Genomic DNA, 22,942 nt, shown 5'->3' with positions numbered 1-22,942 from the left:
AAGGCGCGCGGCGGCGGCGTGCCGCAAAGTGCCGGTGGGCGGTCGCCGATGACGCCAAGCGTCGCTATGTGCGGTAGGCGGGCGACCTTCATTCAGTGCGGAGCAATGCTGTGTGACGGACGTTATCCCTTCAAAGGAGCCTTCCCCCATGTTTCGTACCGTCGTCCTTGCCGCACTGATCGCGCTTCCCGCCATGGCGTCCGCGCAGGATGCCCAGGTCGCCTCGCCGCCGCAGCGGATCCGCAGCGTCACGCTGACCGGGGACCAGAAGTGCCCGCCGTCGACGAGCGGCGAAGTGGTGGTGTGTTCGACGCTCGACCAGCCTTACCGGATCCCCAAGGCACTGCGCGAGGACAAGCCGATCGCCGCGCAGAACCAGAGCTGGGTCAACCGCGCGGCGTCGATGGACCAGCTTGGGCGAGTCGCGGGCGGGTTGCCGGATACGTGTTCGGCGGTCGGCACGGGTGGCCAGTCGGGCTGTTTCCTGGCGCGTAACAATGCGTATGCGGCTGAGCGTCGGGCGCCGAGCAGCGAGACGACGACCACGCCGTGATTTCGCCTCTCTCGTCATCCTGACGGAAGTCAGGACCCAGAGCCGCGAGGGTGGTCCTTGTGACTCTGGGTGCTGACTTTCGTCAGGATGACGGTGGGTGGTTTGGGCTACTGACCGAAACTTGGCTCTTTTGCGCGGCTGACCGCCTCGCGGGCCGCTGCTAGGATCGCGCCGGCCTTGGCCTCGCATTCGCGTTGTTCGTATTCGGGGATGCTGTCGGCGACGATGCCGGCGCCGGCCTGGACGTGAATCGTGCCGTCCTTGACCACCGCGGTGCGTAGCACGATGCACGAGTCCATCGATCCGTCGGGCGAGAAATAGCCGACGCCGCCCGCATAGGCGCCGCGGCGTTCGGGTTCGAGTTCGGCGATGACCTGGCACGCGCGGACCTTTGGTGCGCCGCTGACAGTGCCTGCGGGAAACCCCGCGAACAGCGCGTCGAGCGCGTCCTTGGCGGGCGAGAGCGTGCCGACGACGTTCGACACGATGTGCATCACGTGGCTGTAGAATTCGACGCCGTAGCTGTCGGTGACGCGCACCGACCCCGGCGACGCGGCGCGGCCGACATCGTTGCGGCCGAGATCGAGCAGCATCAGATGCTCCGCGCGTTCCTTCGGGTCCGCGAGCAGGCTGATGCGGTTCGCGTCGTCTTCGGCGGCGGTCTTGCCGCGCGGGCGCGTGCCCGCGATCGGGCGGATCGTGACTTCGTCGTCGCGGACGCGGACGAGGATTTCGGGGCTCGAGCCGATCAGCGCGAAGCCGGGCAGGTCGAGATGATAGAGGAACGGCGACGGATTGATCCGGCGCAGCGAGCGATAGAGCTCGAACGGCGGCAGCGCGAACGGCGTGCTGAACCGCTGCGCGAGCACGACCTGGAAGATGTCGCCGGCGAGGATATAGTCCTTCGCGGTCGCCACCATCTCGCCGTAGCGGCCCTCGGGCAGCGCGGGCGTGTAGACGGGCTCGGCGACGTCGGAGCGGATCGGCGCAGGGACGGGCGTGCTGGCGAGCTTGGCCGCGACCGCGTCGAGCCGCTCCTCGGCGTCGGCCACGATCGAATCGGCATCGCGCGCGGGATCGGGCCAGGCAGGCGCGACGAGGTACAGTGCGTCAGTCAGGCGATCGAACACGAGTATCACGGTCGGCCGCACGAAGATCATGTCGGGTAGGCCAAGCGCGTCGGCCGGGGGTTGCGGCAGAGTCTCGACCAGGCCGATCGTCTCATAGCCGAAATAGCCGACGAGGCAGGCGAGCGCGCGGGGGAGCTCGGCGGGAACGTCCGCACGGCATTCGGCGACCAGCGCGCGCAACGCGTCGAGCGTCGGCACGCCGCAGGGCTCGAACGTCTCGCGGTCGGTCGCCCACTGGCGGTTGATCTCGGCGCTCTGGCCGTGCGCGCGGAACAGCAGGTCGGGCGCGAGGCCGATCAGGCTGTGGCGGCCGCGCGTCTCGCCGCCCTCGACCGATTCGAGCAGGAAGTCGCCACGCCCCGGCTCGATGAGCTTCAGCGCGGCGGCGACCGGCGTTTCGGTGTCTGCGACCTGACGACGCCAGACGAGCGCGGGGCGCCCCTCGGCCAAAGCTTCCCGCGCGCTCATACGATCAGTTCCCGGTGCCGCCCTGGCCGAGCAGGTCGGCACGGACGCGCGCGAGCGAGGCCACGTTGGTCTTTACGCCGACGTCGGCGCGGACCGCCTTGGCGAACTGCTCGACATATTCGCGACCGACCGAACGGCCGATATTGGCGCGCGCGGCCTTGATCGCCGCGTCGTTGCCCGCTGCGTTGCCGCTGGCGATGCTGTCGAGCTTGATGACGAACCAGCCGCTGTCGTCGGGCGCGGCGAGCGTCTTGGCGGTGTTCGGCGCCATGCTGAACATCAGCGCGAGCGCGGGCGGCGCACCACGCGGATCGGCGGCGATCTGCGCGCGCGACGCGGTCAGCGGGCGAGCGGCGGGGATCGGCAGCTTGGTCTGCGCGAGCGACTGCTGGATCGTCATGCCCTTGTTGATGCGCGCGAGCACGTCGGCGGCGACTTTCCGCGCAGCCTGACGCGAGCGATCAGCGGTCACGTCGCGGAGCACGGCGGCGCGAACCTGTGCCAGCGGGCGCGGCGTGGCGGGGACGACACGGCCGAGCGCGACGACCGCGAAGCCGCCATCGGTGCCGAGCTGGACCAGCTGCGGGCCATCGCCATCGGCGGCCTGGAACGCGGCGGCGACGAGTGGCGCGATCGCGGGATCGGGCTTGCTGGTCGCGTCGTCCGGATTGAGGCCGCTGGCGATCAGCGCAGGCGTGGTGACGGGCTTGAGCTTCTGGTCGGCGATCACTTCGTCGAACGTCGCGTTCTTCGAGAGCGAATCGTCGATCTTGTCGTGGATGTCGGACAGCGCGGCGGCGGCCTTCTGGATCCCGAGTGCGGCGGCAATCTCGCCGCGGACCTGGTCGAGCGAGCGACCGGCGACGTTCTCGATCTTGTCGACCTTGGCGACGGTCCAGCCGAGCTGCGTGCGGACCGGGCCGATCACCGCGCCGCTTGCGGCGGCGAACACGGCATCGGCGACTTGCGCGGATGCGGTGCCGGCATAGGCTGCCTTCTCGACGCCCACCTGGGTCGAGGCTTCGAGGCCTGCGGCGCGTGCGGCATCGGCGAGGCTGGTGCCCGCCTTCACCTTGGCGGCGAGCGCGGTGGCGCCGGCCTGATCAGCGACGACGACCTGCGTGATCGTGCGCTTTTCAGTGGCCGCATAGCGTGCGCGGTCCTGCTGATAGGTCTTGGCGATCTCCGCGTCGGTCGCGGCGGCCTGAGTCTTGACCTGGTCGGGCGAGACGACGGCGTAGCGGACGATCCGGCGCTCGGGCACGGTGTAGCGCGCGATATTGCGCGTGTAGAAGGTGTTGAGATCCGCATCGCTCGGCGCGGCACCGGCGGGGACGACGGCGGCGGGGATGAAGCCGATCGTGCCAGTGCGCTTCTCGAGCAGGAGCGAGGCGTAGGGGAGCGCGAGCTGGCTCGACACCTGCGTGGCGCCGGTGCTCGGGATCGTCAGCTGCTGCGCGAAGGTATCGCGGACGATGTCGCTGCGGATCTGCGCGTCGGTCAGCTTGCGCTGCGCGAGCACCTGCCGATAAAGATTCTCGTCGAACTTGCCGGTCGGCCCCTGCAACGCGGGGATGCTGGCGATCTGGCCGTCGACCGAGCGCTTGCTGACGACCATGCCCTGCGCACGGCCGAATTGTTCGAGCGCCATGCTGGAGATGATCCGGTCGAGCGTGCCCTCGAAACCGCCCTGGTTGACGAAGGTCGCCATGTCGAGCGTCGGCTGCTGCTGGCGAAAGCCTTCGAGCTGGGTCTGCGCCTGCGTCTTGAGCTCGTTCGCGCTGACCTCGGCCTTGCCGACCGTGGCCACGTCGCCGCCGGTGATCCCTGCGCCACCGGTCATCGAACTCAGCCCCGTGACGTCACCCGCCGCGAAGGCGAGCGCGATCACGCCGAGTACGAGGAAGGTGATGATCACGCCGACCTTCGAATGGGTAAGGCGGCGGAAGAAAGCGAGCATGGACAGCCGATCGACAGGGATGGGAACGGCGTTGCTTTACGGGCGCGCGGGCGGCTCTTCAAGTCGGGCGCTGCAAAGGGCGTGCGGACGTGTAGGGAACGTTGCGGACTTGTGCGCGGCGGGTGCGGCGCTATCGCTGGGCGAAATATCCGGGAGATAGTGATGCGTCGCAAGCTTGTAGCAGGAAACTGGAAGATGAACGGGTCGCGGGCGATGCTCGTCGAACTCGATGCGATCGCCGCGGCGGCAAGCGCTGCGCCCGAGATCGACGTGTCGGTCGCGGTGCCGTTCACGCTGATCGCGGCGGCGTCCGAGCGGGTGCCGACCCTCGCGATCGGCGCCGAGGATGTTCACGAGGCGGAGTCGGGCGCGCATACCGGGTGCGTGTCGGCATCGATGGTCAAGGAAGTCGGCGCGTCGTTCACGATCGTCGGGCATTCGGAACGCCGGTCGGACCAGCACGAGACCAGCCACGACGCCTGGGCGAAGGCGGCGGCGGCGCACAAGCAGGGGCTGAACGTCATCCTGTGCTGCGGCGAGACCGAGGCCGAGCGCGATGCGGACCGGGCCGAGCGCGTCGTGCAGGCGCAGATCGAGAAGTCGGTGCCGGACAATGCGGACGGCAGCTGGTTCACGCTGGCCTATGAGCCCCGCTGGGCGATCGGCACCGGGCGCACGCCGACTCTGGAGGAGATCGCCGCGATCCATGCGATCGCCCGCGCGAAATTGCGGATGCTGATTGGCGACAAGGCTGCCGGGGTGCGGATCCTGTACGGCGGCTCGGTCACGGGCGCGAATGCGGCCTCGATCCTCGATACGCCGAATGTCGACGGGGCGCTGGTCGGTGGTGCGAGCCTGACCGCGGCCAAGTTCGTGCCGATCATCGAGGCCGCGGCTTCGCTGTGAAGGCTTGCGTCGAACAGCGTTAAGTCGCGATAAACATTATGCTCTTATGACTAATGTGTGATTCGTTGAGCGGCGTGACGCTGTAATTCGGGCGGGGATTGATATGGCCAAGTGGTTTCGCGGGTGCGTCGGTGCCTCGATCGCAGTCTGCGCGGTGGTGGCGGCGATCCCCGCCAGCGCGGAGACGCCGCGCGAACTGCTGACCCAGGCAGGGTTCGTCGATCGCGACCGCGGGATGGCGCTGGCGCGGATCGACAAGGCGGCCGCGGTTGCGGGACAGGCGCTCAGTCGTTCGCCGGGCGACCAAGAGGCGGCGATCATGCAGGCGATGGCGAACGGCTATCGCGCCAAGCTGCTCGGCAATCGCGGGCAGGCGATCGCCGCGCGCAAACAATATGAGGCGCTGGTCACGCGGTATCCGCGCAATGCCGAGGTGCAGGCGGCGCTGGGCGCATGGCATGTGGGGGTGATCGCCAAGCTTGGGCGGTTCGTTGGGCGGGCTGTCGCGGGGGCGCAGAAGGCGGCCGGGTTCGAGGCGCTCGACAGATCGGTGGCGCTCGGCGGTAATCGCGCGATGTTCGCGGGGCTGGCGGGGTTGTTGCGGCTGGAGCTCGATCCGAACGATGCGCGGGGACGCGCGCTGGTCGAGACGGCGAGCAAGGCGCCGGCGCCGACGGCTATCGACGGGTTCGTCCGCCGGGCGGCGGCGGCGGTGCTCGTGCCGCTGCGCGCGGGTGATGCGAATGCGACCAAGGCGCTGGCGGACAAGCTGTTGCCGTTCGGGCAGTTCGCGACGGGGTAAGGCCTGGCGACTTCGCCGAGACGCTCACTACAGTAGCGTGTTCCCCCGCGGAGGCGGGGGCCCAGGATCTGACAGGACAGCGCCCGCAATCCTGGGCCCCGGCCTCAGCGGGGGAACCGGCTAGCCAAACCGCTTCGCCAGCATCGCCAAGGTGGCACGCAAGGCATAGGCCTCACCGCCTTTTGGCCGACCGGGTTTCGCCGATGGACGCCAGGCGAACACGTCGAGATGCGCCCACGTCGTACCCTTGGGCACGAACCGGCGGAGGAACAGCGCGGCCGTGACCGCGCCGGCAAAGCCGCCATCGGGGGCGTTGACCATGTCCGCGACGTCCGAGCGCAGCATCTCGTCATAGGCGTTCCAGAGCGGCAGGCGCCACATCGGGTCTGTCTCCGCTATCCCGGCCGCGAGCAGGTCGGCGGCGAGCGCTTCGTTGTCGGTGAACAGCGGCGGGAGGTCTGGACCCAGCGCGACGCGCGCCGCGCCGGTGAGCGTGGCGAAGTCGAGGATCAGCGTGGGGTTGCTCTCGCCTGCCTTGGTGAGCGCGTCGCCGAGGACGAGGCGGCCCTCCGCATCGGTGTTGGTGTTTTCGACCGTCAGGCCTTGGCGCGTGGCCAGCACGTCGCCGGGGCGGAAGGCGTTGCCCGCGATCGCGTTTTCGACCGCGGGGATCAGGAGGTGGAGGCGGACGGGGAGCTTGGCCGCCATCACGAGACTCGCCAGCGCGAGCGCGTGCGCGGCGCCGCCCATGTCCTTCTTCATCAGCCGCATGCCCGCGGACGGCTTGATGTCGAGCCCGCCGGTGTCGAAGGTGACGCCCTTGCCGACCAGCGCGATGCGCGGGTGCGCGGGGTCGCCCCATTCGAGCTCGATCAGTCGCGGCGCGCGGTCCTTGGCGGCGGCCTGGCCGACCGCGTGGATCATCGGGTAGCCGGTCGCGAGCGCGTCGCCGCGCGTGACCGTGACGGTCGCGCCGTGCCGTTTCGCGAGCGTCTCGGCGGCGGCTTCGAGGTCGGCGGGGCCCATGTCGGAGGCGCCGGTGTTGACCAGATCGCGGACCATAGCCGTGGCCTCGGCGAGGCGCACGGTCTCGTCGATCGGTGCGGCGTCGGCGGTCAGCAGGATGCGTGCGCCGATCGGATCGGGCTTCACGTAGCGCGTGAACTGGTGCTGGGCGAGCATCCAGCCGAGCCCGGCGGCGCCGACCGGGCCGTCGGCGAGGCGATAAGTGCCCGCGGGCAGCGACGCGCCGAGCGAGGCGATCCGCCACGGCGACGTCAGCGCTTCGTTGCAGACCAGCAGCATCGACCAGTCTTCGGCGCTGTCGCCGGGGAGGACGGCGCGGTCGCCCGCTTTTCCGGTCAGGCGGTGTGCGGCGACGGTCGTGCGGACGCGCTGCGGCTGCGTGCCGAGCCAGGCGTCGTAGGCGTCGGGATGGACGACGTGGATGGTCCGCGCGGGCTGGCCGCGGTCGGGCAGGAGCATCGAAGCGAAGTCGGTCATGAAGCGGGTGCCACCAAAAACTGTTCGTACCGGCCGTTCGCGCCGGGCTCGGCATAGGTGCTGAGCGAGAGCGAGCGGTCGGGATAGGTTATCCGATAGGTGCGGTTGACGAAGCCGCCGCGCAAGCGGGTCTTGCCGGTTTGCACGAATGCGGTGGGCTCGCCCAGCGCGCCGAGGCTGGTCTTGTAGTCGGCGAGCGCGACCGGCTTGAAGTAGTAATTGGCGTCTTCGGTCAGCCCCTTGCGGTCGAGCGTGCCGGTGCGGAGCTGGTCGTAGACGGTGCGCGCGCGGGCGAGCGCGGCGGTGTCTTCTGCATTGGCGGGCGCGGGGGGCAGGACAATCTTGACGATGCCGCCGGAGATGCGGCCGACCGCGTCGCTGAACCAGCTGTTGGTGAGGACGACGATCGCGGCCTTGTCGTCGGGGTAGACGATGTTCTCGGACAGGAAGCCGACCGCCTCGCCGCTATGCTCGACATACCGACGGCCGTCCGCGCTGCCGGTGAAAACGCCGAGGCCGTAGCCGTTGCTCGATCCGTCGGCGAGCTTGACGGGGGTTTCCTGCGCGGCCCAGTCGTCGGCGGGCAGCGTGGTGCGGGTGAGGCGGGCGACGTCCCATTTGGCGAGGTCTTCGGCGCTCATCGAGAGTTCGCCGGCGGCGTAGAGCCAGCCGTCCGCGCTTGGCGTCTCGGCGCGGACGGGGCCGAGCGCGAACCGGCCATAGCCTTGCGGGAACGCCTTGCCGATCGCCTTGTCCTGGTCGAGCGCGCGGATATCGAGCGGCTTGAAGATGCGCTGCTGGAGGAAGTTGAGCAGCGGTTGCCCCGAGACCTTCTCGACGATCATCCCGGCGACGACATAGCCCGTGTTCGAATATTGCCACTGCGTGCCGGGTGCGAAATCGAGCGGTTTCTTTGCCCAGCGGTCGACGATCTGCTGCGGCGTGACGGGCTTGGCCATCGCGGCGAAGCTGTAATCCTGCGGCCAGTAATCCTGCAGCCCCGAGGTGTGGCTGAGCAATTGGCGGATCGTGATGCGGTCGCCGCCGGTGATGCCGGGGATGTACTTCGCGACGGTGTCGTCAAGGCTCAGCTTGCCCTTGTCCTCGAGCAGCAGGAGCGCGGCGGCGGTGAACTGCTTGGAGATCGAGGCGATCTGGTAGGGGAGCTTCGGGTCCGCCTTGGCGATCGCTTCGGAGGGTTTGCCGTACGCCTTGGCGAACACGATCCGCCCGCCGCGAACCACCGCGATCGAGGCGGAAGGCACGCCGGTATCGCCGAGCGCGCCGGCGACGAGCGTGTCGATCTGCGCGGTCTCGGCGGGGGTGAGCGATTGGGCGATGGCGGGAGCCGGCAGCAGCGCGGCGACGGCGAGAAAGCGGGTCAACATCGCCACAACGAAGCAGAACCGGGTCGTCGGTGCAACGCCGCGATTTTAATTACGCGGCAGTAGAACGGGTTAGACTATGGCAGAAATGTTGACGGAACATGGATCAATAGAGCGACGTTTCATTGCGGGGCCGGGAGCCCGTCACTTCCGAGGGGACTAGAACCATGCTGTATACCATCGCCGTCATCCTGCTGATCCTCTGGCTGGCCGGGTTCGCCTTCCATGTCGCGGGCGGGCTCATCCATATCCTGCTGGTGATCGCCGTCGTCGTCGTGCTGATCAAGCTGTTCACCGGGCGCAGCGTCGTCTGAGCTAGCCGCTCTCCCGCTTGCGCGGGAGAGCGGCCTGTACGGTCTATAGCTTAGACCGGGACGCCGTAGAGATCGTGGTCGTCGGCGTCCTCGATCGTAACCGGTATGATATCGCCGACCGTCAGATGGCCGGCGTCGCGCAGGAAGACTTCGCCGTCAATCTCGGGCGCATCGGCCTTGGAACGGCCGGTTGCGCCTTCTTCGTCGACCGCATCGATGATCACGTCGAGCGTGCGGCCGATCTTCGCCTGCAACTTCGCCGCGGAGATCGCCGCGGTCTTTTCCATGATCCGGGCGTAGCGCTCTTCCTTGAGCTCTTCGGGCACATGGTCGGGCAGCGCGTTGGCCGCGGCGCCCTCGACGGGTTCGAAGCGGAACGCGCCGACCCGGTCGAGCTGCGCTTCGTCGAGCCAGTCGAGCAGATATTGGAAATCCTCCTCGGTCTCGCCGGGGAAGCCGACGACGAAGGTCGAGCGGATCGTGATGTCGGGCGCGATCTCGCGCCATTTGTGGATGCGCTGGAGCACCTTGGCGTCGTTGCCGGGGCGCTTCATCCGGCGCAGCACCGAGGGCGCGGCATGCTGGAACGGGATGTCGAGATAGGGCAGCACGAGACCCTCCGCCATCAGCGGGATGACGTGATCGACGTGCGGATAGGGGTAGACGTAGTGGAGGCGCACCCAGGGGGCGATCTTGCCGAGTTCGCGTGACAGATCGGTCATGTGCGCGCGGACCTCGCGGGCCTCGCTGCGTGACATCGGGCCGCCGGACTTCACCGGCCAGCTGGCGTGGCGCAGGTCGACGCCATAGGCCGAGGTGTCCTGGCTGATGACCAGCAGTTCCTTGGTGCCCGCTTCGACGAGCTTTTCGGCCTCGCGCAGGATCGCGTCGGGGCGGCGGCTGACCAGGTCGCCGCGCAACGACGGGATGATGCAGAACGAGCAACGGTGGTTGCAGCCTTCCGAAATCTTCAGATAGCTGTAGTGGCGCGGCGTCAGCTTCAGCCCGGCGTCGGGGATCAGGTTGAGGAACGCCGATGGCGGCATCGGGGCGGCCTCGTGGACTGCGCCGACGACCTGCTCATATTCATGCGCGCCGGTGATCGCGAGCACCTGCGGGAAGCGCGCGCGGATCGCCTCGGCTTCCTTGCCCATGCAGCCCGTGACGATGACACGGCCATTCTCGGCGATGGCTTCGCCGATCGCCTCGAGGCTTTCCTCCTTTGCCGAATCGAGGAAGCCACAGGTGTTGACGAGCACGATGTCCGCGCCGGCATAATCGGGCGACATCTGATAGCCGTCGCCGCGCAGCTGCGTGAGGATCCGTTCGCTATCGACCAGGTTCTTCGGACAGCCGAGCGAGACCATGCCGATTTTCGGCGGGGAGGGGAGTGTTGTTGCCATGAAGCCCGCGCACATAGGCGCAAAGTTCGGTTTTTTCTAGGCGGTGCAAGGGGCATCATCCATGGGAGGGCCGATTGCGAGACGCGGTGCCCGGGAAGGATTTGAAATGCTGGCCATTGGATTGATGTCGGGAACGTCGCTCGACGGGATCGATGCCGCGCTGATCGAAACCGACGGCGAGGCGTTCGTGCGGGCGATAGCGTTTCGCGGCGAGCCCTATTCGGATGCAGCGCGGGCGCAGCTGGCCGAGGCGACGCGGATGGCGCTGACGTTCGAACGGCCGCGCGCGAGCCCGCCGGTCGTCGCGGCGGGCGAGCTCATCACGCGCGCGCATGTGTTCGCGGTGCACAAGCTGCTCGCCGATGCGGGCGTGGCGGCGGCGGACGTCGGGGTGATCGGCTTTCACGGCCAGACGATCGCGCATCGGCCCGACCGGCGCTGGACCTGGCAGATCGGCGACGGTGCCGCGGTCGCGCGTGCGACGGGGATCACGACGGTCTCGGACTTTCGCTCGGCCGACGTCGCGGCGGGCGGGCAGGGGGCGCCGTTGCTGCCGGTCTATCATGCGGCGTTGGCGGCGGGGCTCGAGGGGCCGATCGCGGTGCTGAACCTTGGCGGGGTCGGGAACATAACCTTCATTCCCGGCGGGGCGGAAGAACTGGTGGCGTTCGATACCGGGCCGGCCAACGGGCTGATCGACAGCTGGGTCGAGGCGGAGACGGGCGCGCGCTACGATGCGGGGGGCGCGCTGGCAGCGTCGGGGCGGGTCGACGAGACTGTGCTGACGGCGATGCTTGATCATCCGTTTTTCGATGCGCCGCCGCCGAAGTCGCTCGACCGCAACGACTTCACGATCCAGCCGGCGCGGGGGTTGTCGGCGGCGGATGGGGCGGCGACGCTGACCGCGTTCACGGCTGCGACGGTGGCGGACGCGGTGCGGCAGTTGCCCGCGCGGCCGGTGCGGCTGCTGGTGGCGGGCGGGGGGCGGCATAACCCGACGATGCTGGCGATGATCGCCGAGCGGACCGGGCTGGTGGTCGAGTCGACCGATACGCTGGGGTGGAATGGCGATGCGCTGGAGGCTGAGGGGTTCGCCTATATGGCGGTGCGGACGCTCAAGGGGCTGCCGATCAGTTTTCCGGGGACGACGGGGGTGCCGGTGGCGATGGCTGGCGGGGTCGTAGACCGGGTTTCAGTCGTGGGGGGTAAGACCTCACATTGACCCGCTGAGTATGGTCTCCCGCGAAGGCGGGAGCCCGGACTGAGCTCACGCCTTCGCGGGAGAACAAGAAGGCCCGGCTGCCCGTTTTGGCTATCGCCTGCCATTAACCACGTGATCCTCAGTCAACCCCGGCGGAGGCCGGGGCCCAATTGGGGGACGCCGCTAGGTGAGCGCGTGCCTCGTTAGTGGGACCTTTCCATTTGGGCCCCGGCCTTCGCCGGGGTGGTGCAGTGGGGTAGGGGCATCCCCCTTGTCGCCCCTGCAATGTTCTCAAGCGGCGGATCAGTGCGGCTTCGTCGCCTTGGCCGGCTTCTTCGGCTCTGGCTTGTGCGGGGATGACTTCTTCTTCGGATCGGCCTTTTTCTCGGCCCCGTCCTTTGCGCGCAGTGCAGGCGCTGCGATCGCCGCTGCAATCCCGGCGATCACCGTCGCGCCGACCGCGATCGCGGTCTTCGGGTGCGACTTCACCGCGTCCGTCGCCGTCGCCAGCCCGGCCTTTGCCGCGTCGGTCGCGTCCTCGACCCAGTCGCTCGCACCAGCCTTGGGCGGCTTGGGCGGCTTCGGCTTGTGATCGTCGTCGTGATGGACCTTGGCATGCGGCATGGCGGAGTTGGGGATCGACGACATCAGGCGTTCCTTGGGTTGGAAATGATGCACGTTAAACCGACCGCCACCATGACGGTTCCGTTACGGTCGTCCGCCTAGCGTTTGCGCGTCAGTTCGCGCATCGCGTCGTCGAGCCCGGCAAGGCTCAGCGGGTACATGCGGTCGGTCATCAACTCGCGGATGATCTGGACGCTTTGCGAATAGCCCCATTGCGTCTCGGGCACCGGGTTCAGCCACGCCGCCGCCGGATAGGTGGTCGTCAGCCGCTGCATCCACACCGCGCCCGGCTCCTCGTTGAAATGCTCGACCGAGCCGCCGGGATGCGTGATCTCGTACGGGCTCATCGATGCGTCGCCGACGAAGATGAGTTTGTAATCATGGCCGAACTTGTGGAGCACGTCCCACAGCGGGGTACGCTCGGCGAAGCGGCGCATATTGTCCTTCCACACGCCTTCGTACGGGCAGTTGTGGAAGTAGAAGAATTCGAGGTTCTTGAACTCGGTCGTCGCGGCCGAGAAGAGTTCTTCGCAGAGCTTGACGAACGGGTCCATCGAGCCGCCGACGTCGAGGAACAGCAGCAGCTTGACCGCGTTGCGGCGCTCGGCGCGCATGACGATGTCGAGATAGCCCTGGCGCGCGGTGCCGGCGATCGTGCCGTCGATGTCGAGTTCGTCCGCGGCGCCGTCGCGCGCGAACCGGCGCAGGCGGCGGAGCGCCACCTTGATGTTGCGCGTGCCGAGTTCGCGCGTGTTGTCGAGGTTGCGGAACTCGCGCTGGTCCCAGACCTTCAGCGCGCGCTTGTGCGTGCTCTCGCCGCCGATGCGGACGCCTTCGGGGTTGTAGCCGCCATTGCCGTAGGGCGACGTGCCGCCGGTGCCGACCCATTTGTTGCCGCCCTGATGGCGTTCCTTCTGCTCCTCGAGACGTTTCTTGAGCGTCTCCATAATCTCGTCCCACGAGCCGAGCGACTTGATCGCCGCCATCTCCTCGGGCGTCAGGAATTTTTCGGCGACCGCCTTCAGCCAGTCCTCGGGCACCTCGCCGGGAGCGGTGCCGTAGCTGGTGGCGAGGCCGCGGAAGACCTTGGCGAAGACCTGGTCGAACTTGTCCAGCAGCCCCTCGTCCTTCACGTACACCGCGCGCGAGAGGTAGTAGAAATCCTCCGGCGTCCGCTCGATCACCTCGGCGTCGAGCGCCTCGAGCAGGATGAGATGCTCCTTGAGGCTGGCGGGGATGCCGGCGCTGCGGAGTTCGTCGAGGAAGTTCAGGAACATGGCGTCATTTCCTCACTTCGCCGCGGCGATCGGCAGTTCGATGCCGCTGGCTTGGGTCGGCGCATGGAAGACGCTGATCGTCGCCTTGCGATAGTCGGCGGGCTTCGCGTCGAAGATGTTGGGGACATAGGTCTGCGGGTTGCGATCGTAGAGCGGGAACCAGCTCGACTGGACCTGCACCATGATGCGGTGGCCGGGCAGGAAGACGTGGGACGCGTTGGGCAGGACGATGCGGAAGTGCGTCGGCTGGCCGGCGACGATCGGGGTGGGTTTGTCGAAGCCGTCGCGGTAGCGGCCGCGCAGGATGTCCATCGAGACCGCGAGCTGGTAGCCGCCCATTTCGGGCTTGTCGGAATATTCCGCCGGGTAGACGTCGATCAGCTTCACGACGAAATCGCCATCGGTGCCGGTGGTGCTGGCGACCAGATCCGCGACGGGCGCGCCGGCGATCGCGACCGGGCTGGTCAGCGGCGGGGTCTGGTAGGTCAGGACGTCGGTGCGGTCGGAGAAGGGCCGCTGGTCGTCGACGAGCCACTGCCGCCATGTCGAGCCGCTCGCATAGGTCGGGCGGATCGGGCGGAGGCGGTACGGGATCGGCTTGGCGGGATCGGAGATATAGTCGTCATGGCCGTCCTGCACGGGCGCCGTCGCGGCGAGGCCGCTCATGGGCTGGAAGTAGAGTTTCTGCGTGGCGGTCGAACTCGGCCAGCCGGCGAGCGTCTGCCACTGGTTCGTGCCGGTCTGGAACGCGGTGACGGGGGCGAGCGGCGCGGGCGTCGCGCCGGTCTTGAGCGCGCCGTCGAGGAAGGGGAGCAGGACGGTCTTGCGGAACCAGAGCGCGGTGTCGGCATCGAAGCGGATCGCGCCGAGCGTGGAGCCGTCGCCGTTCGCGCCGCCATGCGCCCAGGGGCCGAGCGCTAAGTGGTTGACGTGGTTGGGATCGACCTTCGACACCGCCTCATACGCTGCGACCGCACCGTAAATGTCTTCCTGATCCCACTGGCTGGCGACCCAGAGCGTCTGCACCGTCTGCGGCTGCTTGGGCAGGATCGTCTCGAGCGCCTGGCCCTGCCAGAACGCGTCGTAGGCCGGGTGATCGTGCATCCGGTTGACGAACGGGAGTTGTCCGAGCCCGCGGCTCTTCACGAAATCGCTCGCGGATCCGGCGCGCAGGAACGTGTCGTAATCGTCGTATGCGTCGCGCCACAGGTCGCCGGCCTCACCCTTCGCGGCGTCCTGGCTGTAATAATAGTCGTAGCCGATCTGGCGGAAGGCGCCGCCGTGGAAGTCGTCGTCGCCCTTCCAGGTGTTGATGACCGGGTTCATCGGCACCGCGGCCTTGAGCGCGGGGTGCGGGTTCACCAGCGCCATCGCCGCCATCATGCCGTCATAGCTGCCGCCGATGATGCCGACGCGACCGTTCGAATTCTTGAGATTCTTTACCAGCCAGTCGATCGTGTCGTAGGCGTCGGTCGAGTGGTCGACCTTGGTTTTATTCAGCGGGCCGATCAGCGGGCGTTCGTTGATATAGGCGCCGTTCGAGCCGTTCTTGCCGCGGACGTCCTCGAACACGCGGATGTACCCTGCGTCGAAGAACATCGCGTCGGACGCGCGCAGGTTCATCGCGCCGCTGGAACTCGAGGAGCGGCTGGCGACGCTGTCGGCGTTGTAGGGCGTGCGCTGGAGCAGGATCGGCGCGTCGGTGAGGCCCTTGCGCTGGACGATGACCGCGTGGAGCGTGACGCCGTCGCGCATGGGAATATCGACCTCGCGGCGGTCGAAATCGAAGTTGCTGTTGGCGGGGACGAACTTGGCGGGGATGTCGCCGCCGGGGGGCGGGGCCTTTTCCTTTTGCGCGCCGACGATCGAGGGCGCGGACGTGGCGAGCAGCGCGAGCGTGATCGTCGTGAAAGCCTTGAACCGCATCGTCATCCTCACCGTCTTTTCGGAGACGGTGGTGGCACGGTTTGGCGGGTGGCGGCAACACCGCTCACGCCGTCATCCTGACTTTCGTCAGGATGACGGCACCGGGGGGCTCAGCGCGCGATCGGTTCGCCGCTGCCGGGGACATAGGCGTCGATCAGCGCACCGACATAGTCGGGGTTGCGGCTCGTGAGTTCGGGGGCGGCGTGCGCATGGCCGTAGATGAAGCCGTACACCGGATAGACCCCGCCGCCGAGGCCGTCGACGTCCTTGTACCAGACCTTTACGTCGCTCCAGTCGTTGTTGCGCGACACGTCGAACAACGTGACGTCCTGTTCGGCATGCCCGCGCTCCCCGTTCTGGCGCGACCAGTTGGCGTGCGTCAGCATCACGACGCGCTTCTCGACCACGCGGCTGACGACCGCGACATGCCCCATCGGCAGGCGCTTGGTCTTCTCGAACACGATTACCGCGCCTTCCTTGGGCTTGTGCGTGCGTTCGTAGCGGCCGTCGGCCTGTTCCCACCAGGTCCAGGCGTTGCCGTAAATCTGGATCCCCGACGCGGCGCGGGCGAAGGGGACACACTGGCCGACATAGTCGAGCAGCGAACTGGCATTGGCGCTGGTCGCGGCGGTGGCGGCAATCGCGAGGCTGAGGAGCGTTCGGGGGATTCGCTTCATAGCGCCGAGGATAGGCAGCGGTCGGTGACTGGTCGGTTTCGCGTTTTGGTTAACGCATGGCTTGGCCGCGTTTTTCGGGCGGATCGGCGCTTGCGTAGAGCGCCCAGTCCAGACCGGACAGGGCGAGATGGCGGCCGGTTTGTACGAGGATGTACGCAGTGCCGCAGCGTGCGATCGACGGCATCGGAGATGCGCGGCGCTCGAGATCGATGAAGGCGAACGCTGGAGCCGGGGTCGCCGCGGGCGCTGGTGCGAGACAGGTCCGGTGGATTGCGAGCGCGTATCCGGTGCGGCGGGCCGCGATGTCAAGCACCGGGATCGGGCGGATCGTGTCGATCAGCACGGTTGCGCCAAGCGGCATCCGGCTCCGCATCGTCGCGATGGCGCGGTCCGGGTCGCCGCGCGCCGCACGAGCGAGCGCATCGTCACGGCGCACGCATCCGACGATCACCAGCACGGTCAGGACGATGGATACGCCGCTGCGCCAGCCGCCGCGACGGATCGCGGCGCCCGCGGAATCCGCCAGCAGCAGAAGGATCCCGACGACGGCGACCAGATAATAGCGTGCGAACCCGGCATTGCCGATCCGCCAGAGCGCCACGACGAGGACCAGCGAGAAGGCGATCGTCGCGAAGAAATAGAAGGGCCGGCGATCGGGATGCGCGCGGATCAGCAGCGCGGCGATCGCGACCAGCGTCACGCCGATCGTCGGCCACGCGGCGGGCAACGCGAACCCTATGGTGTAGGCAACCGTCTCGGCCAGGACGTCGGCGACTGCAGCGAGTGTAAAGCCTGGATACCCGCCAGCCTGGAATCCGGTCGTGCTGGCAGCGGCGGCGACGACGACGAAGGCGAGGACCAGCGCCAGCATTGCGGCCGAAGGACCGAGCGCGCGCGCGGTCGTGGCGACCGCGGAGTCGATCGAGCTGCGTCGGCTGCGCGCCGTAACGATCCAGCCGGCGAACGCCGCGAGCGCGAACAGATAGGTGAGTTGGGCGAGCAGACCCGCCAGCGTCAACGCAGCGAGCGACCAGGCGGGCGGGGCGCCATCATGATGATGGTCGCGGTCGAGCCAGCGGTCGATCAGCAGGACCGATACGAGCATCGCGAGCAGCATCGGACCATAGCCACGTGCCTCCGCGCCATAAGCGACGAGGATCGGCGAGACGGCAAAAAGCAGTGCGGCGATCAGTCCGGTCGTGGCGTCGCGCCGCCAGCCGATCGCGCCGGCCACCGCGATCGAGAGCGTGCCGGTCGCGATCGACAGCGCACGGATCAGCAGCGGTGACGCATAGGGACCGACCAGCAGGATCCACAGGCTGTTGAGATAGTGATTATTGTCGTGGTTGATCCGCCAGACGACTCCCCAGGCGGAGCCGGCCTGCGCGACGAACTGCGCGGACCATGCCTCGTCGACCCAAAGGCCGCCGCGCGCGTTCCACAGGCGCAGCGCGAGGCCGAGCAGCATTATGGCTGCGAGGGCTGCCAGTGCCTCCCGCGGTCGGGGCGCGGAGTGTCGCGCGTCTTCGAGGGGAGGTGGCGTGCCTAGCCTGTCGGAAGCGGCGGTTGGCGGCACCATCGGTTTCGTGTCCTCCCCCCTCCGTCAGGCCGCGCCTGCCACCCTGCCCTGGCGGGGGAGGATCGGGAATGCGGGCTGCGTCGTGCGCAGGCTATGACGCCAGGTCGTTAAGGACGTCCTTATCCCTGGTTCTTCTGTCGCTTCGCCATGAACGCCAAACGTTCGAACAGCATCACGTCCTGCTCATTCTTGAGCAGCGCGCCGTGCAAGGGCGGGATCGCCTTGGTCGGATCGCGGTTCTGGAGGATGTCGAGCGGCATGTCCTCATGCAGCAGCAGTTTCAGCCAGTCGAGCAGCTCGCTTGTGCTCGGCTTCTTCTTGAGGCCGGGCACGTCGCGGACGTCGTAGAACAGGTCCATCGCCTTGCTCACCAGGATCTTCTGGATGCCGGGGAAATGGACGTCGACGATCGCCTGCATCGTGCTGCGATCGGGGAATTTGATATAGTGGAAGAAACAGCGGCGGAGGAACGCGTCGGGCAGTTCCTTCTCGTTGTTGCTGGTGATGATCACGATCGGGCGCTCGACCGCGCGAACGGTTTCCTTGGTCTCGTAGACGTGGAATTCCATCCGATCGAGTTCCTGCAACAGGTCGTTCGGAAACTCGATATCGGCCTTGTCGATCTCGTCGATCAGCAGGACGGGCGGCGCGGGTTGCGTGAACGCCTCCCAGAGCTTGCCCTTGCGGATATAGTTGCCGATGTCGTGGACGCGCGCGTCGCCGAGCTGGCCGTCGCGCAGGCGGGCGACCGCGTCATATTCGTACAGGCCCTGCTGTGCCTTGGTGGTCGACTTGATGTTCCACTCGATCAGCGGCGCGCCGAGCGCTTTCGCGATCTCATAGGCGAGCACGGTCTTGCCGGTGCCGGGTTCGCCCTTGATCAGCAGCGGACGGCGCAGCGTGACCGCGGCGTTGACCGCGACCTTCAGATCGTCGGTCGCGACGTAGCTCTGGGTGCCTTCGAAGCGCTTCATGCGATATCCCGTCCGGTTCTGAATACCGGGTATGGATAGAGGCGAAGCGTTGTCCAGCGCAAGCGCGTTACAGATCGCCGCGCGCGCTCGCCCGCGCTTCGAGCAGCGCCCATAGCCCGCGATGTTGCGCGAAGAGCTGTTGCGCGCCGAACAGGATCGCGCGTTGCGGGCCGGGTGCGCGGCCGAGGCGGGTGATGGCGGCGGCGGTATCGGCCGTGCTGGGCAGTGTCGGGGCAGGCACGGCGAGACCGAAATGGTCGGCGGCGACATCGAGCATCGCGCGGATCGCCGTCCAGTCGCGCAGCAACGCCGCGACCGCGCCCGTCGCGCAGCCGCGTCGCTCGGACCGGGCGAGCATCTCAAGCGCGTGGCGTTCGCCGACCAGCGCCGACTCGGTTTCCGCCTGGCCGGGCGTCGATGGCAGCGGCCCCACCGCGGCGGTCAGCTGCGCGAGATAGCTGCGTTCGTCGACGAACCCGGCGGCGGCGGCGGCGAGCCATTCCTGTTCGTCGGGCTCGACCGCGCGAGCCATGACGTCGGCGATCAGCCCGGGATGGTCGCCATGGACCGAGCACAGCGCATGGACTGCGTCGGACAGGTTGCGCGCGCCCTGACCGCCGCTGACCAGCCGCCGAAAATGCGGGTGCGCCGCGCTGCCGTCGGCCTCGCCCAGCCGGACGAGCGCCTGCCATGCGTCGGGTGCGCCTGCGGCCTCGCTGCCCATTGGTATCGCAGTCGAAACCATCATACTCCGCTCGTGCTGCACCATGGACCAATCGCCCACGGCAAGGTGCCCGTCGGTGCGATTACACGACGCGCGTAAAGACGCGGTTTACGCCGTCGCGCAATTCGCGTGCCGTCCTCAACGCGAGAATTGCCGCGGGCCTCCGCACAAGAATCGTCGCTGCGATCCGCCCTTTACGTGCCGGCATGCCATCGCGATAACGCGCCACCGAATATCTTCGGGCCGTCGGGGCGTATCCGGCGGGATGATCCCACGGAGTCTACAGGATGCGAACATGGTTGCTCGGACTTGCGCTTGCCTCGGTCGGAACCGTCGCGATGGCTGCTGATCAGGTGACGCCGGCCCCAAAGCCTGCGGCTGCGACGCCTGTGGCCGAGCCAGCGCCGGTGCGGCCGGTCGAGGCGGCGACGCCGGGCGACCTGACGATGGCGCGCGTGTTCGGCAATCCGGACCTGTCGGGATCGCAGCCGCGCGCGGTGCGGCTGTCGCCCGACGGCACGCTGCTGACGTCGCTGCGCAACCGCGACGACGAGAAGGAGCGGTTCGATCTATGGGCCGTCGACACCGCCACCGGGCAGGCGCGGATGCTGGTCGATTCGAAGACCGTCGGCAGCGGCGCGGAACTCACCGAGGCCGAGAAGATGCAGCGCGAGCGCGCGCGGATCGGCGGGCAGAAGGGGATCGTCGCCTATGACTGGGCGCCCGACGGCAAGTCGATCCTCGTGCCGCTCGACGGCGACCTGTATCTCGCCGGGCTCGACGGTAAGGTCACCCGGCTGACCAACACGCCCGGCGGCGAGCTGAACCCGGTAGTCAGCCCCAAGGGGGGCTTCGTGTCGTTCGTTCGCGACCAGAACGTGTTCGTCCAACCGCTGGGCGGGGGCGCCGCGCGGGCCGTCACCACCGGCGGCGGCGGCACGGTGCATTTCGGCGAGGCGGAGTTCGTCGCGCAGGAGGAAATGGATCGCCGCACCGGATACTGGTGGTCGCCCGACGAGCGCTATGTCGCGGTCGAGCGGTTCGACGAGGCGCCGGTGCACACCGCCACGCGCGCGTCGATCGGTGCGACGGGGACCAAGGTGTACGAGCAGCGCTACCCCGCCGCGGGCACGCCGAACGTGCTGGTCGAGCTATATATCATGAAGCCGGATGGCTCGGGGCAGGTGAAGGTCGATCTCGGCACCAACCCCGATATCTATCTGGCGCGGGTCGACTGGACACCCGATGGCCGGATGCTGCTGGTCCAGCGCCAGAGCCGCGACCAGAAGCTGCTCGAGATGCTCCGCGTCGATCCGGCGACGGGCAAGTCGACCGTCCTGTTCACCGAGAAATCGGGCGTGAAGAGCTGGCTCAACCTGTCCGACGCCTATCACGTGCTCAAGGACGGCAGCCTGATCTGGCGGTCGGAGCGCAGCGGCTATGGCCATCTCTACCGGTTCGCGTCGGGCAAGTGGACGCAGATGACCAAGGGCGATTGGGTCGTCACCGATTTGGTGGGGGTCGACGAAGCCAAGGGACGGCTGTTCTTCCTCGGCAACAAGGACGACGTGCTCGAGCAGCAGCTCTATTCGGTCGACGTCGTCAAGCCGAACGCGATCACCAGGCTGACCGAGGCGGGCTGGTGGAACAGCGCGACGATGGATGCGGCCGCAAGCCGGTTCATCATCTCGCGCTCGAACACCAGGCAGCCGACGCAGGTCTATCTCGCGGACGCGACGGGCAAGCGGCTGTCGTGGATCAACGAGAATGCGGTGGTCGAGGGGCATCCCTATTACCCGTATCTGCAGAGCCATCAGGAGACCAAGTTCGGGACGCTGAAGGCCAAGAACGGGATGACGCTCTATTACGAGATGATCACCCCGCCGCTCGAGCCCGGCAAGAAATACCCGGTGTTCTTCGAACATTATGGCGGCCCCGGCACCGGCCAACAGGTAACGCGCGGCTGGCAGGGCGGATTGCCGCAATATCTGGTCGATCGCGGCTGGATCTATTTCAAGATCGACAATCGCGGCTCGTATAACCGCGGCAAGGCGTTCGAGGACCAGATCTATCACGCGATGGGCACGGTCGAGGTCGAGGACCAGCTGACGGGCGCGAACTATCTGAAGTCGCTGCCGTTCGTCGAGCCAAGCAAGATCGCGACCTATGGCTGGTCCTATGGCGGCTATATGTCGCTCAAGATGCTGGAGAAGACGCCGGGCGTCTATGCGGCGGCGGTGTCGGGCGCGCCGGTGACCGACTGGCAGCTGTACGACACGCATTATACCGAGCGGTATCTGGGCGATCCGGCGAAGGACCCGGCGAGCTATTCCACCTCGGCGGCGGTCGAGGAGGCGAACAGGATCGTCGACCCGCTGCTGCTGATCCACGGTATGGCGGACGACAATGTGTTCCTCGACAATTCGACCAAGGTGGCCGCGCGGATGCAGGCAACCGCGACGCCATTCGAGATGATGTTCTACCCCGGTTACACGCACCGCGTGGCGGGGCCGGGGATCAGCGAGCATGTCTGGGGGACGATCCTGAACTTCCTCGACCGGACGGTGAAGGACAAGCCGGTTCCCGAGGCGGCGCCAGCACCGGTGAAGTAAACGCCGGTGCGGTTCGTCGAGACGTTTCACCTGTGGCCGTTCCTCGACACGGTGGTGAGCTATGCCGCCGCGTTCGTGTTCGGAACGCTGATCGGGGCGGAGCGCCAATATCGCCAGCGGACCGCGGGATTGCGGACGAACACTTTGGTCGCGCTCGGATCGGCGGCGTTCGTTGATCTCGGGCAGCGGCTGGGCGGCGACGTCGAGTCGATCCGGATCATCGCCTATGTCGTGTCGGGGATCGGGTTCCTCGGCGCGGGCGTGATCATGAAGGAGGGGATGAACGTCCGCGGGCTCAACACCGCGGCGACGCTCTGGTGCTCGGCGGCGGTCGGGGCGTGCGCGGGGAGCGACATGATCGCGGAGGCGGGGTTGCTGACCTTCGTCGTGCTGCTGGCGAACACCGCGCTCCGGCCGCTGGTCGACGGGATCAACCGGATTCCGACCGAGGGGCGGACGATCGAGGCGACCTATAGCGTGATGGTGACCGCGGCGGCGGCGGATGCCGGGCCGATCGGCGACCTGGTGGTCGAGCATCTCGAGGCGGTGCAGCTGCAGGTGGCGGAACTGGACGTGACGGAGCGGGGGGAGGACCGGGTCGAGATCGCGGTGACGCTGGTGGCGACGAACGTGCCGGCGGAGGAGCTGGATTCGATTACGGATCATCTGGCGCAGGTCCACAGGATCGAGCATGCGACGTGGCAGGCGCGGACTCACGACTGAGGGGGGAGCACCGTAACCACCCCGGCGAAGGCCGGGGCCCAATTGGGGGACGGCGATAACTGAGCGCTGCGCTTAGTTACTGCGACCTTTCCAATTGGGCCCCGGCCTTCGCCGGGGTGGTGCAGTAAAAGAATGTTCCCCCGCGAAGGCGGGGGTCCAGACTGGGCCCCCGCCTTCGCGGGGGAACAAGGGGGGGAGGAC

General features: G+C 67.6%; 19 protein-coding genes. 7 read left to right on the top strand and 12 right to left on the bottom strand.

Going from position 1 to position 22,942, the window contains the following annotated elements; translation table 11 throughout:
- The first annotated feature begins 148 nt into the window (after positions 1 to 148).
- Positions 149 to 553, top strand: coding sequence for a hypothetical protein (locus ASF00_RS09135; protein WP_055877656.1), 405 nt, complete (start codon positions 149 to 151; stop codon positions 551 to 553).
- Between the two features lie 107 nt (positions 554 to 660).
- On the opposite strand, the gene trpE is transcribed toward ASF00_RS09135, so the two are convergent.
- Together trpE and ASF00_RS09125 are read right to left on the bottom strand one after the other, a co-directional pair.
- Positions 661 to 2,151, bottom strand: a complete 1,491-nt coding sequence (trpE, locus tag ASF00_RS09130) for an anthranilate synthase component I (protein WP_055877652.1) — start codon at positions 2,149 to 2,151, stop codon at positions 661 to 663.
- Between the two features lie 4 nt (positions 2,152 to 2,155).
- Positions 2,156 to 4,111, bottom strand: coding sequence for a peptidylprolyl isomerase (locus ASF00_RS09125; protein ID WP_055877649.1), 1,956 nt, complete (start codon positions 4,109 to 4,111; stop codon positions 2,156 to 2,158).
- A 162-nt stretch (positions 4,112 to 4,273) separates the two neighbouring features.
- Between ASF00_RS09125 and tpiA the strand changes: the two genes are divergently transcribed.
- Together tpiA and ASF00_RS09115 are read left to right on the top strand one after the other, a co-directional pair.
- Positions 4,274 to 5,017 carry a triose-phosphate isomerase gene (gene tpiA, locus ASF00_RS09120; protein ID WP_443024397.1) on the top strand — a complete coding sequence of 248 codons (744 nt, stop codon included), beginning with the start codon at positions 4,274 to 4,276 and terminating at the stop codon, positions 5,015 to 5,017.
- 103 nt (positions 5,018 to 5,120) lie between these two features.
- The gene (locus ASF00_RS09115) at positions 5,121 to 5,819 is read left to right on the top strand and encodes a hypothetical protein (RefSeq protein ID WP_055877645.1); all 699 of its coding nucleotides are present in this window, start codon (positions 5,121 to 5,123) and stop codon (positions 5,817 to 5,819) included.
- Between the two features lie 120 nt (positions 5,820 to 5,939).
- On the opposite strand, the gene ASF00_RS09110 is transcribed toward ASF00_RS09115, so the two are convergent.
- Positions 5,940 to 7,322 (bottom strand): leucyl aminopeptidase family protein, encoded by a 1,383-nt coding sequence (locus ASF00_RS09110; protein WP_055877642.1) that lies wholly within the window; start codon positions 7,320 to 7,322, stop codon positions 5,940 to 5,942.
- The gene (locus tag ASF00_RS09105) at positions 7,319 to 8,710 is read right to left on the bottom strand and encodes a serine hydrolase domain-containing protein (protein WP_055878734.1); all 1,392 of its coding nucleotides are present in this window, start codon (positions 8,708 to 8,710) and stop codon (positions 7,319 to 7,321) included. The genes ASF00_RS09110 and ASF00_RS09105 overlap by 4 nt, the downstream gene beginning before the upstream one ends.
- A gap of 164 nt (positions 8,711 to 8,874) precedes the next feature.
- Here ASF00_RS09105 and ASF00_RS18445 point away from each other — a divergent pair, with 164 nt between their 5' ends.
- On the top strand, positions 8,875 to 9,021 hold the full coding sequence (locus ASF00_RS18445; RefSeq protein ID WP_131585347.1) for a lmo0937 family membrane protein: 147 nt from the start codon (positions 8,875 to 8,877) through the stop codon (positions 9,019 to 9,021).
- Between the two features lie 50 nt (positions 9,022 to 9,071).
- Here ASF00_RS18445 and rimO read toward each other — a convergent pair whose 3' ends face one another.
- Positions 9,072 to 10,424, bottom strand: coding sequence for a 30S ribosomal protein S12 methylthiotransferase RimO (gene rimO / locus ASF00_RS09100; protein ID WP_055878732.1), 1,353 nt, complete (start codon positions 10,422 to 10,424; stop codon positions 9,072 to 9,074).
- Between the two features lie 106 nt (positions 10,425 to 10,530).
- Here rimO and ASF00_RS09095 point away from each other — a divergent pair, with 106 nt between their 5' ends.
- Positions 10,531 to 11,646 carry an anhydro-N-acetylmuramic acid kinase gene (locus ASF00_RS09095; protein WP_055877639.1) on the top strand — a complete coding sequence of 372 codons (1,116 nt, stop codon included), beginning with the start codon at positions 10,531 to 10,533 and terminating at the stop codon, positions 11,644 to 11,646.
- Between the two features lie 282 nt (positions 11,647 to 11,928).
- Here ASF00_RS09095 and ASF00_RS09090 read toward each other — a convergent pair whose 3' ends face one another.
- The 7 genes from ASF00_RS09090 to ASF00_RS09060 form a co-directional block, all read right to left on the bottom strand.
- On the bottom strand, positions 11,929 to 12,273 hold the full coding sequence (locus tag ASF00_RS09090) for a hypothetical protein (RefSeq protein ID WP_156348271.1): 345 nt from the start codon (positions 12,271 to 12,273) through the stop codon (positions 11,929 to 11,931).
- Between the two features lie 74 nt (positions 12,274 to 12,347).
- Entirely contained in the window at positions 12,348 to 13,526 is a 1,179-nt protein-coding gene (locus ASF00_RS09085; protein WP_055877633.1) for a vWA domain-containing protein, read from the bottom strand.
- A 12-nt stretch (positions 13,527 to 13,538) separates the two neighbouring features.
- On the bottom strand, positions 13,539 to 15,452 hold the full coding sequence (locus ASF00_RS09080; RefSeq protein WP_055877630.1) for a CocE/NonD family hydrolase: 1,914 nt from the start codon (positions 15,450 to 15,452) through the stop codon (positions 13,539 to 13,541).
- 110 nt (positions 15,453 to 15,562) lie between these two features.
- Complete coding sequence (locus ASF00_RS09075) at positions 15,563 to 16,129, bottom strand: CHAP domain-containing protein (protein ID WP_055877625.1); 567 nt, start codon at positions 16,127 to 16,129, stop codon at positions 15,563 to 15,565.
- Positions 16,130 to 16,178: 49 nt separating this feature from the next.
- Positions 16,179 to 17,597: a hypothetical protein gene (locus tag ASF00_RS09070; protein ID WP_055877622.1), complete on the bottom strand. Its 1,419-nt coding sequence runs from the start codon at positions 17,595 to 17,597 to the stop codon at positions 16,179 to 16,181.
- Between the two features lie 230 nt (positions 17,598 to 17,827).
- On the bottom strand, positions 17,828 to 18,682 hold the full coding sequence (locus tag ASF00_RS09065) for an AAA family ATPase (protein ID WP_055877619.1): 855 nt from the start codon (positions 18,680 to 18,682) through the stop codon (positions 17,828 to 17,830).
- A gap of 67 nt (positions 18,683 to 18,749) precedes the next feature.
- Entirely contained in the window at positions 18,750 to 19,430 is a 681-nt protein-coding gene (locus tag ASF00_RS09060) for a DUF6975 family protein (RefSeq protein WP_235525707.1), read from the bottom strand.
- 314 nt (positions 19,431 to 19,744) lie between these two features.
- On the opposite strand from ASF00_RS09060, the gene ASF00_RS09055 reads away from it, so the two are divergent.
- Both ASF00_RS09055 and ASF00_RS09050 read left to right on the top strand, forming a co-directional pair.
- Complete coding sequence (locus ASF00_RS09055) at positions 19,745 to 22,018, top strand: S9 family peptidase (protein WP_443024396.1); 2,274 nt, start codon at positions 19,745 to 19,747, stop codon at positions 22,016 to 22,018.
- A gap of 6 nt (positions 22,019 to 22,024) precedes the next feature.
- Positions 22,025 to 22,741, top strand: a complete 717-nt coding sequence (locus ASF00_RS09050; protein ID WP_055877612.1) for an MgtC/SapB family protein — start codon at positions 22,025 to 22,027, stop codon at positions 22,739 to 22,741.
- Positions 22,742 to 22,942: the final 201 nt, after the last annotated feature.

It is taken from the genome of Sphingomonas sp. Leaf34 (assembly GCF_001421805.1).
GTDB lineage: Bacteria > Pseudomonadota > Alphaproteobacteria > Sphingomonadales > Sphingomonadaceae > Sphingomonas.
Note: the sequence above shows the minus strand (reverse complement) of the source record. Positions and strands in the feature narration are given on the sequence as shown.

Bases quoted from the DNA above. Each gene is read 5' to 3' on its own strand.
- ASF00_RS09090 (WP_156348271.1), bottom strand. From the start codon at position 12,273: ATGTCGTCGATCCCCAACTCCGCCATGCCGCATGCCAAGGTCCATCAC.
- ASF00_RS09065 (WP_055877619.1), bottom strand. From the start codon at position 18,682: ATGAAGCGCTTCGAAGGCACCCAGAGCTACGTCGCGACCGACGATCTG.
- ASF00_RS09115 (WP_055877645.1), top strand. From the start codon at position 5,121: ATGGCCAAGTGGTTTCGCGGGTGCGTCGGTGCCTCGATCGCAGTCTGC.
- ASF00_RS09075 (WP_055877625.1), bottom strand. From the start codon at position 16,129: ATGAAGCGAATCCCCCGAACGCTCCTCAGCCTCGCGATTGCCGCCACC.
- ASF00_RS09105 (WP_055878734.1), bottom strand. From the start codon at position 8,710: ATGTTGACCCGCTTTCTCGCCGTCGCCGCGCTGCTGCCGGCTCCCGCC.
- ASF00_RS09060 (WP_235525707.1), bottom strand. From the start codon at position 19,430: ATGATGGTTTCGACTGCGATACCAATGGGCAGCGAGGCCGCAGGCGCA.
- tpiA (WP_443024397.1), top strand. From the start codon at position 4,274: ATGCGTCGCAAGCTTGTAGCAGGAAACTGGAAGATGAACGGGTCGCGG.
- ASF00_RS09055 (WP_443024396.1), top strand. From the start codon at position 19,745: ATGGCTGCTGATCAGGTGACGCCGGCCCCAAAGCCTGCGGCTGCGACG.
- ASF00_RS09085 (WP_055877633.1), bottom strand. From the start codon at position 13,526: ATGTTCCTGAACTTCCTCGACGAACTCCGCAGCGCCGGCATCCCCGCC.
- rimO (WP_055878732.1), bottom strand. From the start codon at position 10,424: ATGGCAACAACACTCCCCTCCCCGCCGAAAATCGGCATGGTCTCGCTC.
- ASF00_RS09125 (WP_055877649.1), bottom strand. From the start codon at position 4,111: ATGCTCGCTTTCTTCCGCCGCCTTACCCATTCGAAGGTCGGCGTGATC.
- trpE (WP_055877652.1), bottom strand. From the start codon at position 2,151: ATGAGCGCGCGGGAAGCTTTGGCCGAGGGGCGCCCCGCGCTCGTCTGG.
- ASF00_RS18445 (WP_131585347.1), top strand. From the start codon at position 8,875: ATGCTGTATACCATCGCCGTCATCCTGCTGATCCTCTGGCTGGCCGGG.
- ASF00_RS09070 (WP_055877622.1), bottom strand. From the start codon at position 17,597: ATGCTGCTCGGCCTCGCGCTGCGCCTGTGGAACGCGCGCGGCGGCCTT.
- ASF00_RS09080 (WP_055877630.1), bottom strand. From the start codon at position 15,452: ATGCGGTTCAAGGCTTTCACGACGATCACGCTCGCGCTGCTCGCCACG.
- ASF00_RS09110 (WP_055877642.1), bottom strand. From the start codon at position 7,322: ATGACCGACTTCGCTTCGATGCTCCTGCCCGACCGCGGCCAGCCCGCG.
- ASF00_RS09095 (WP_055877639.1), top strand. From the start codon at position 10,531: ATGCTGGCCATTGGATTGATGTCGGGAACGTCGCTCGACGGGATCGAT.
- ASF00_RS09135 (WP_055877656.1), top strand. From the start codon at position 149: ATGTTTCGTACCGTCGTCCTTGCCGCACTGATCGCGCTTCCCGCCATG.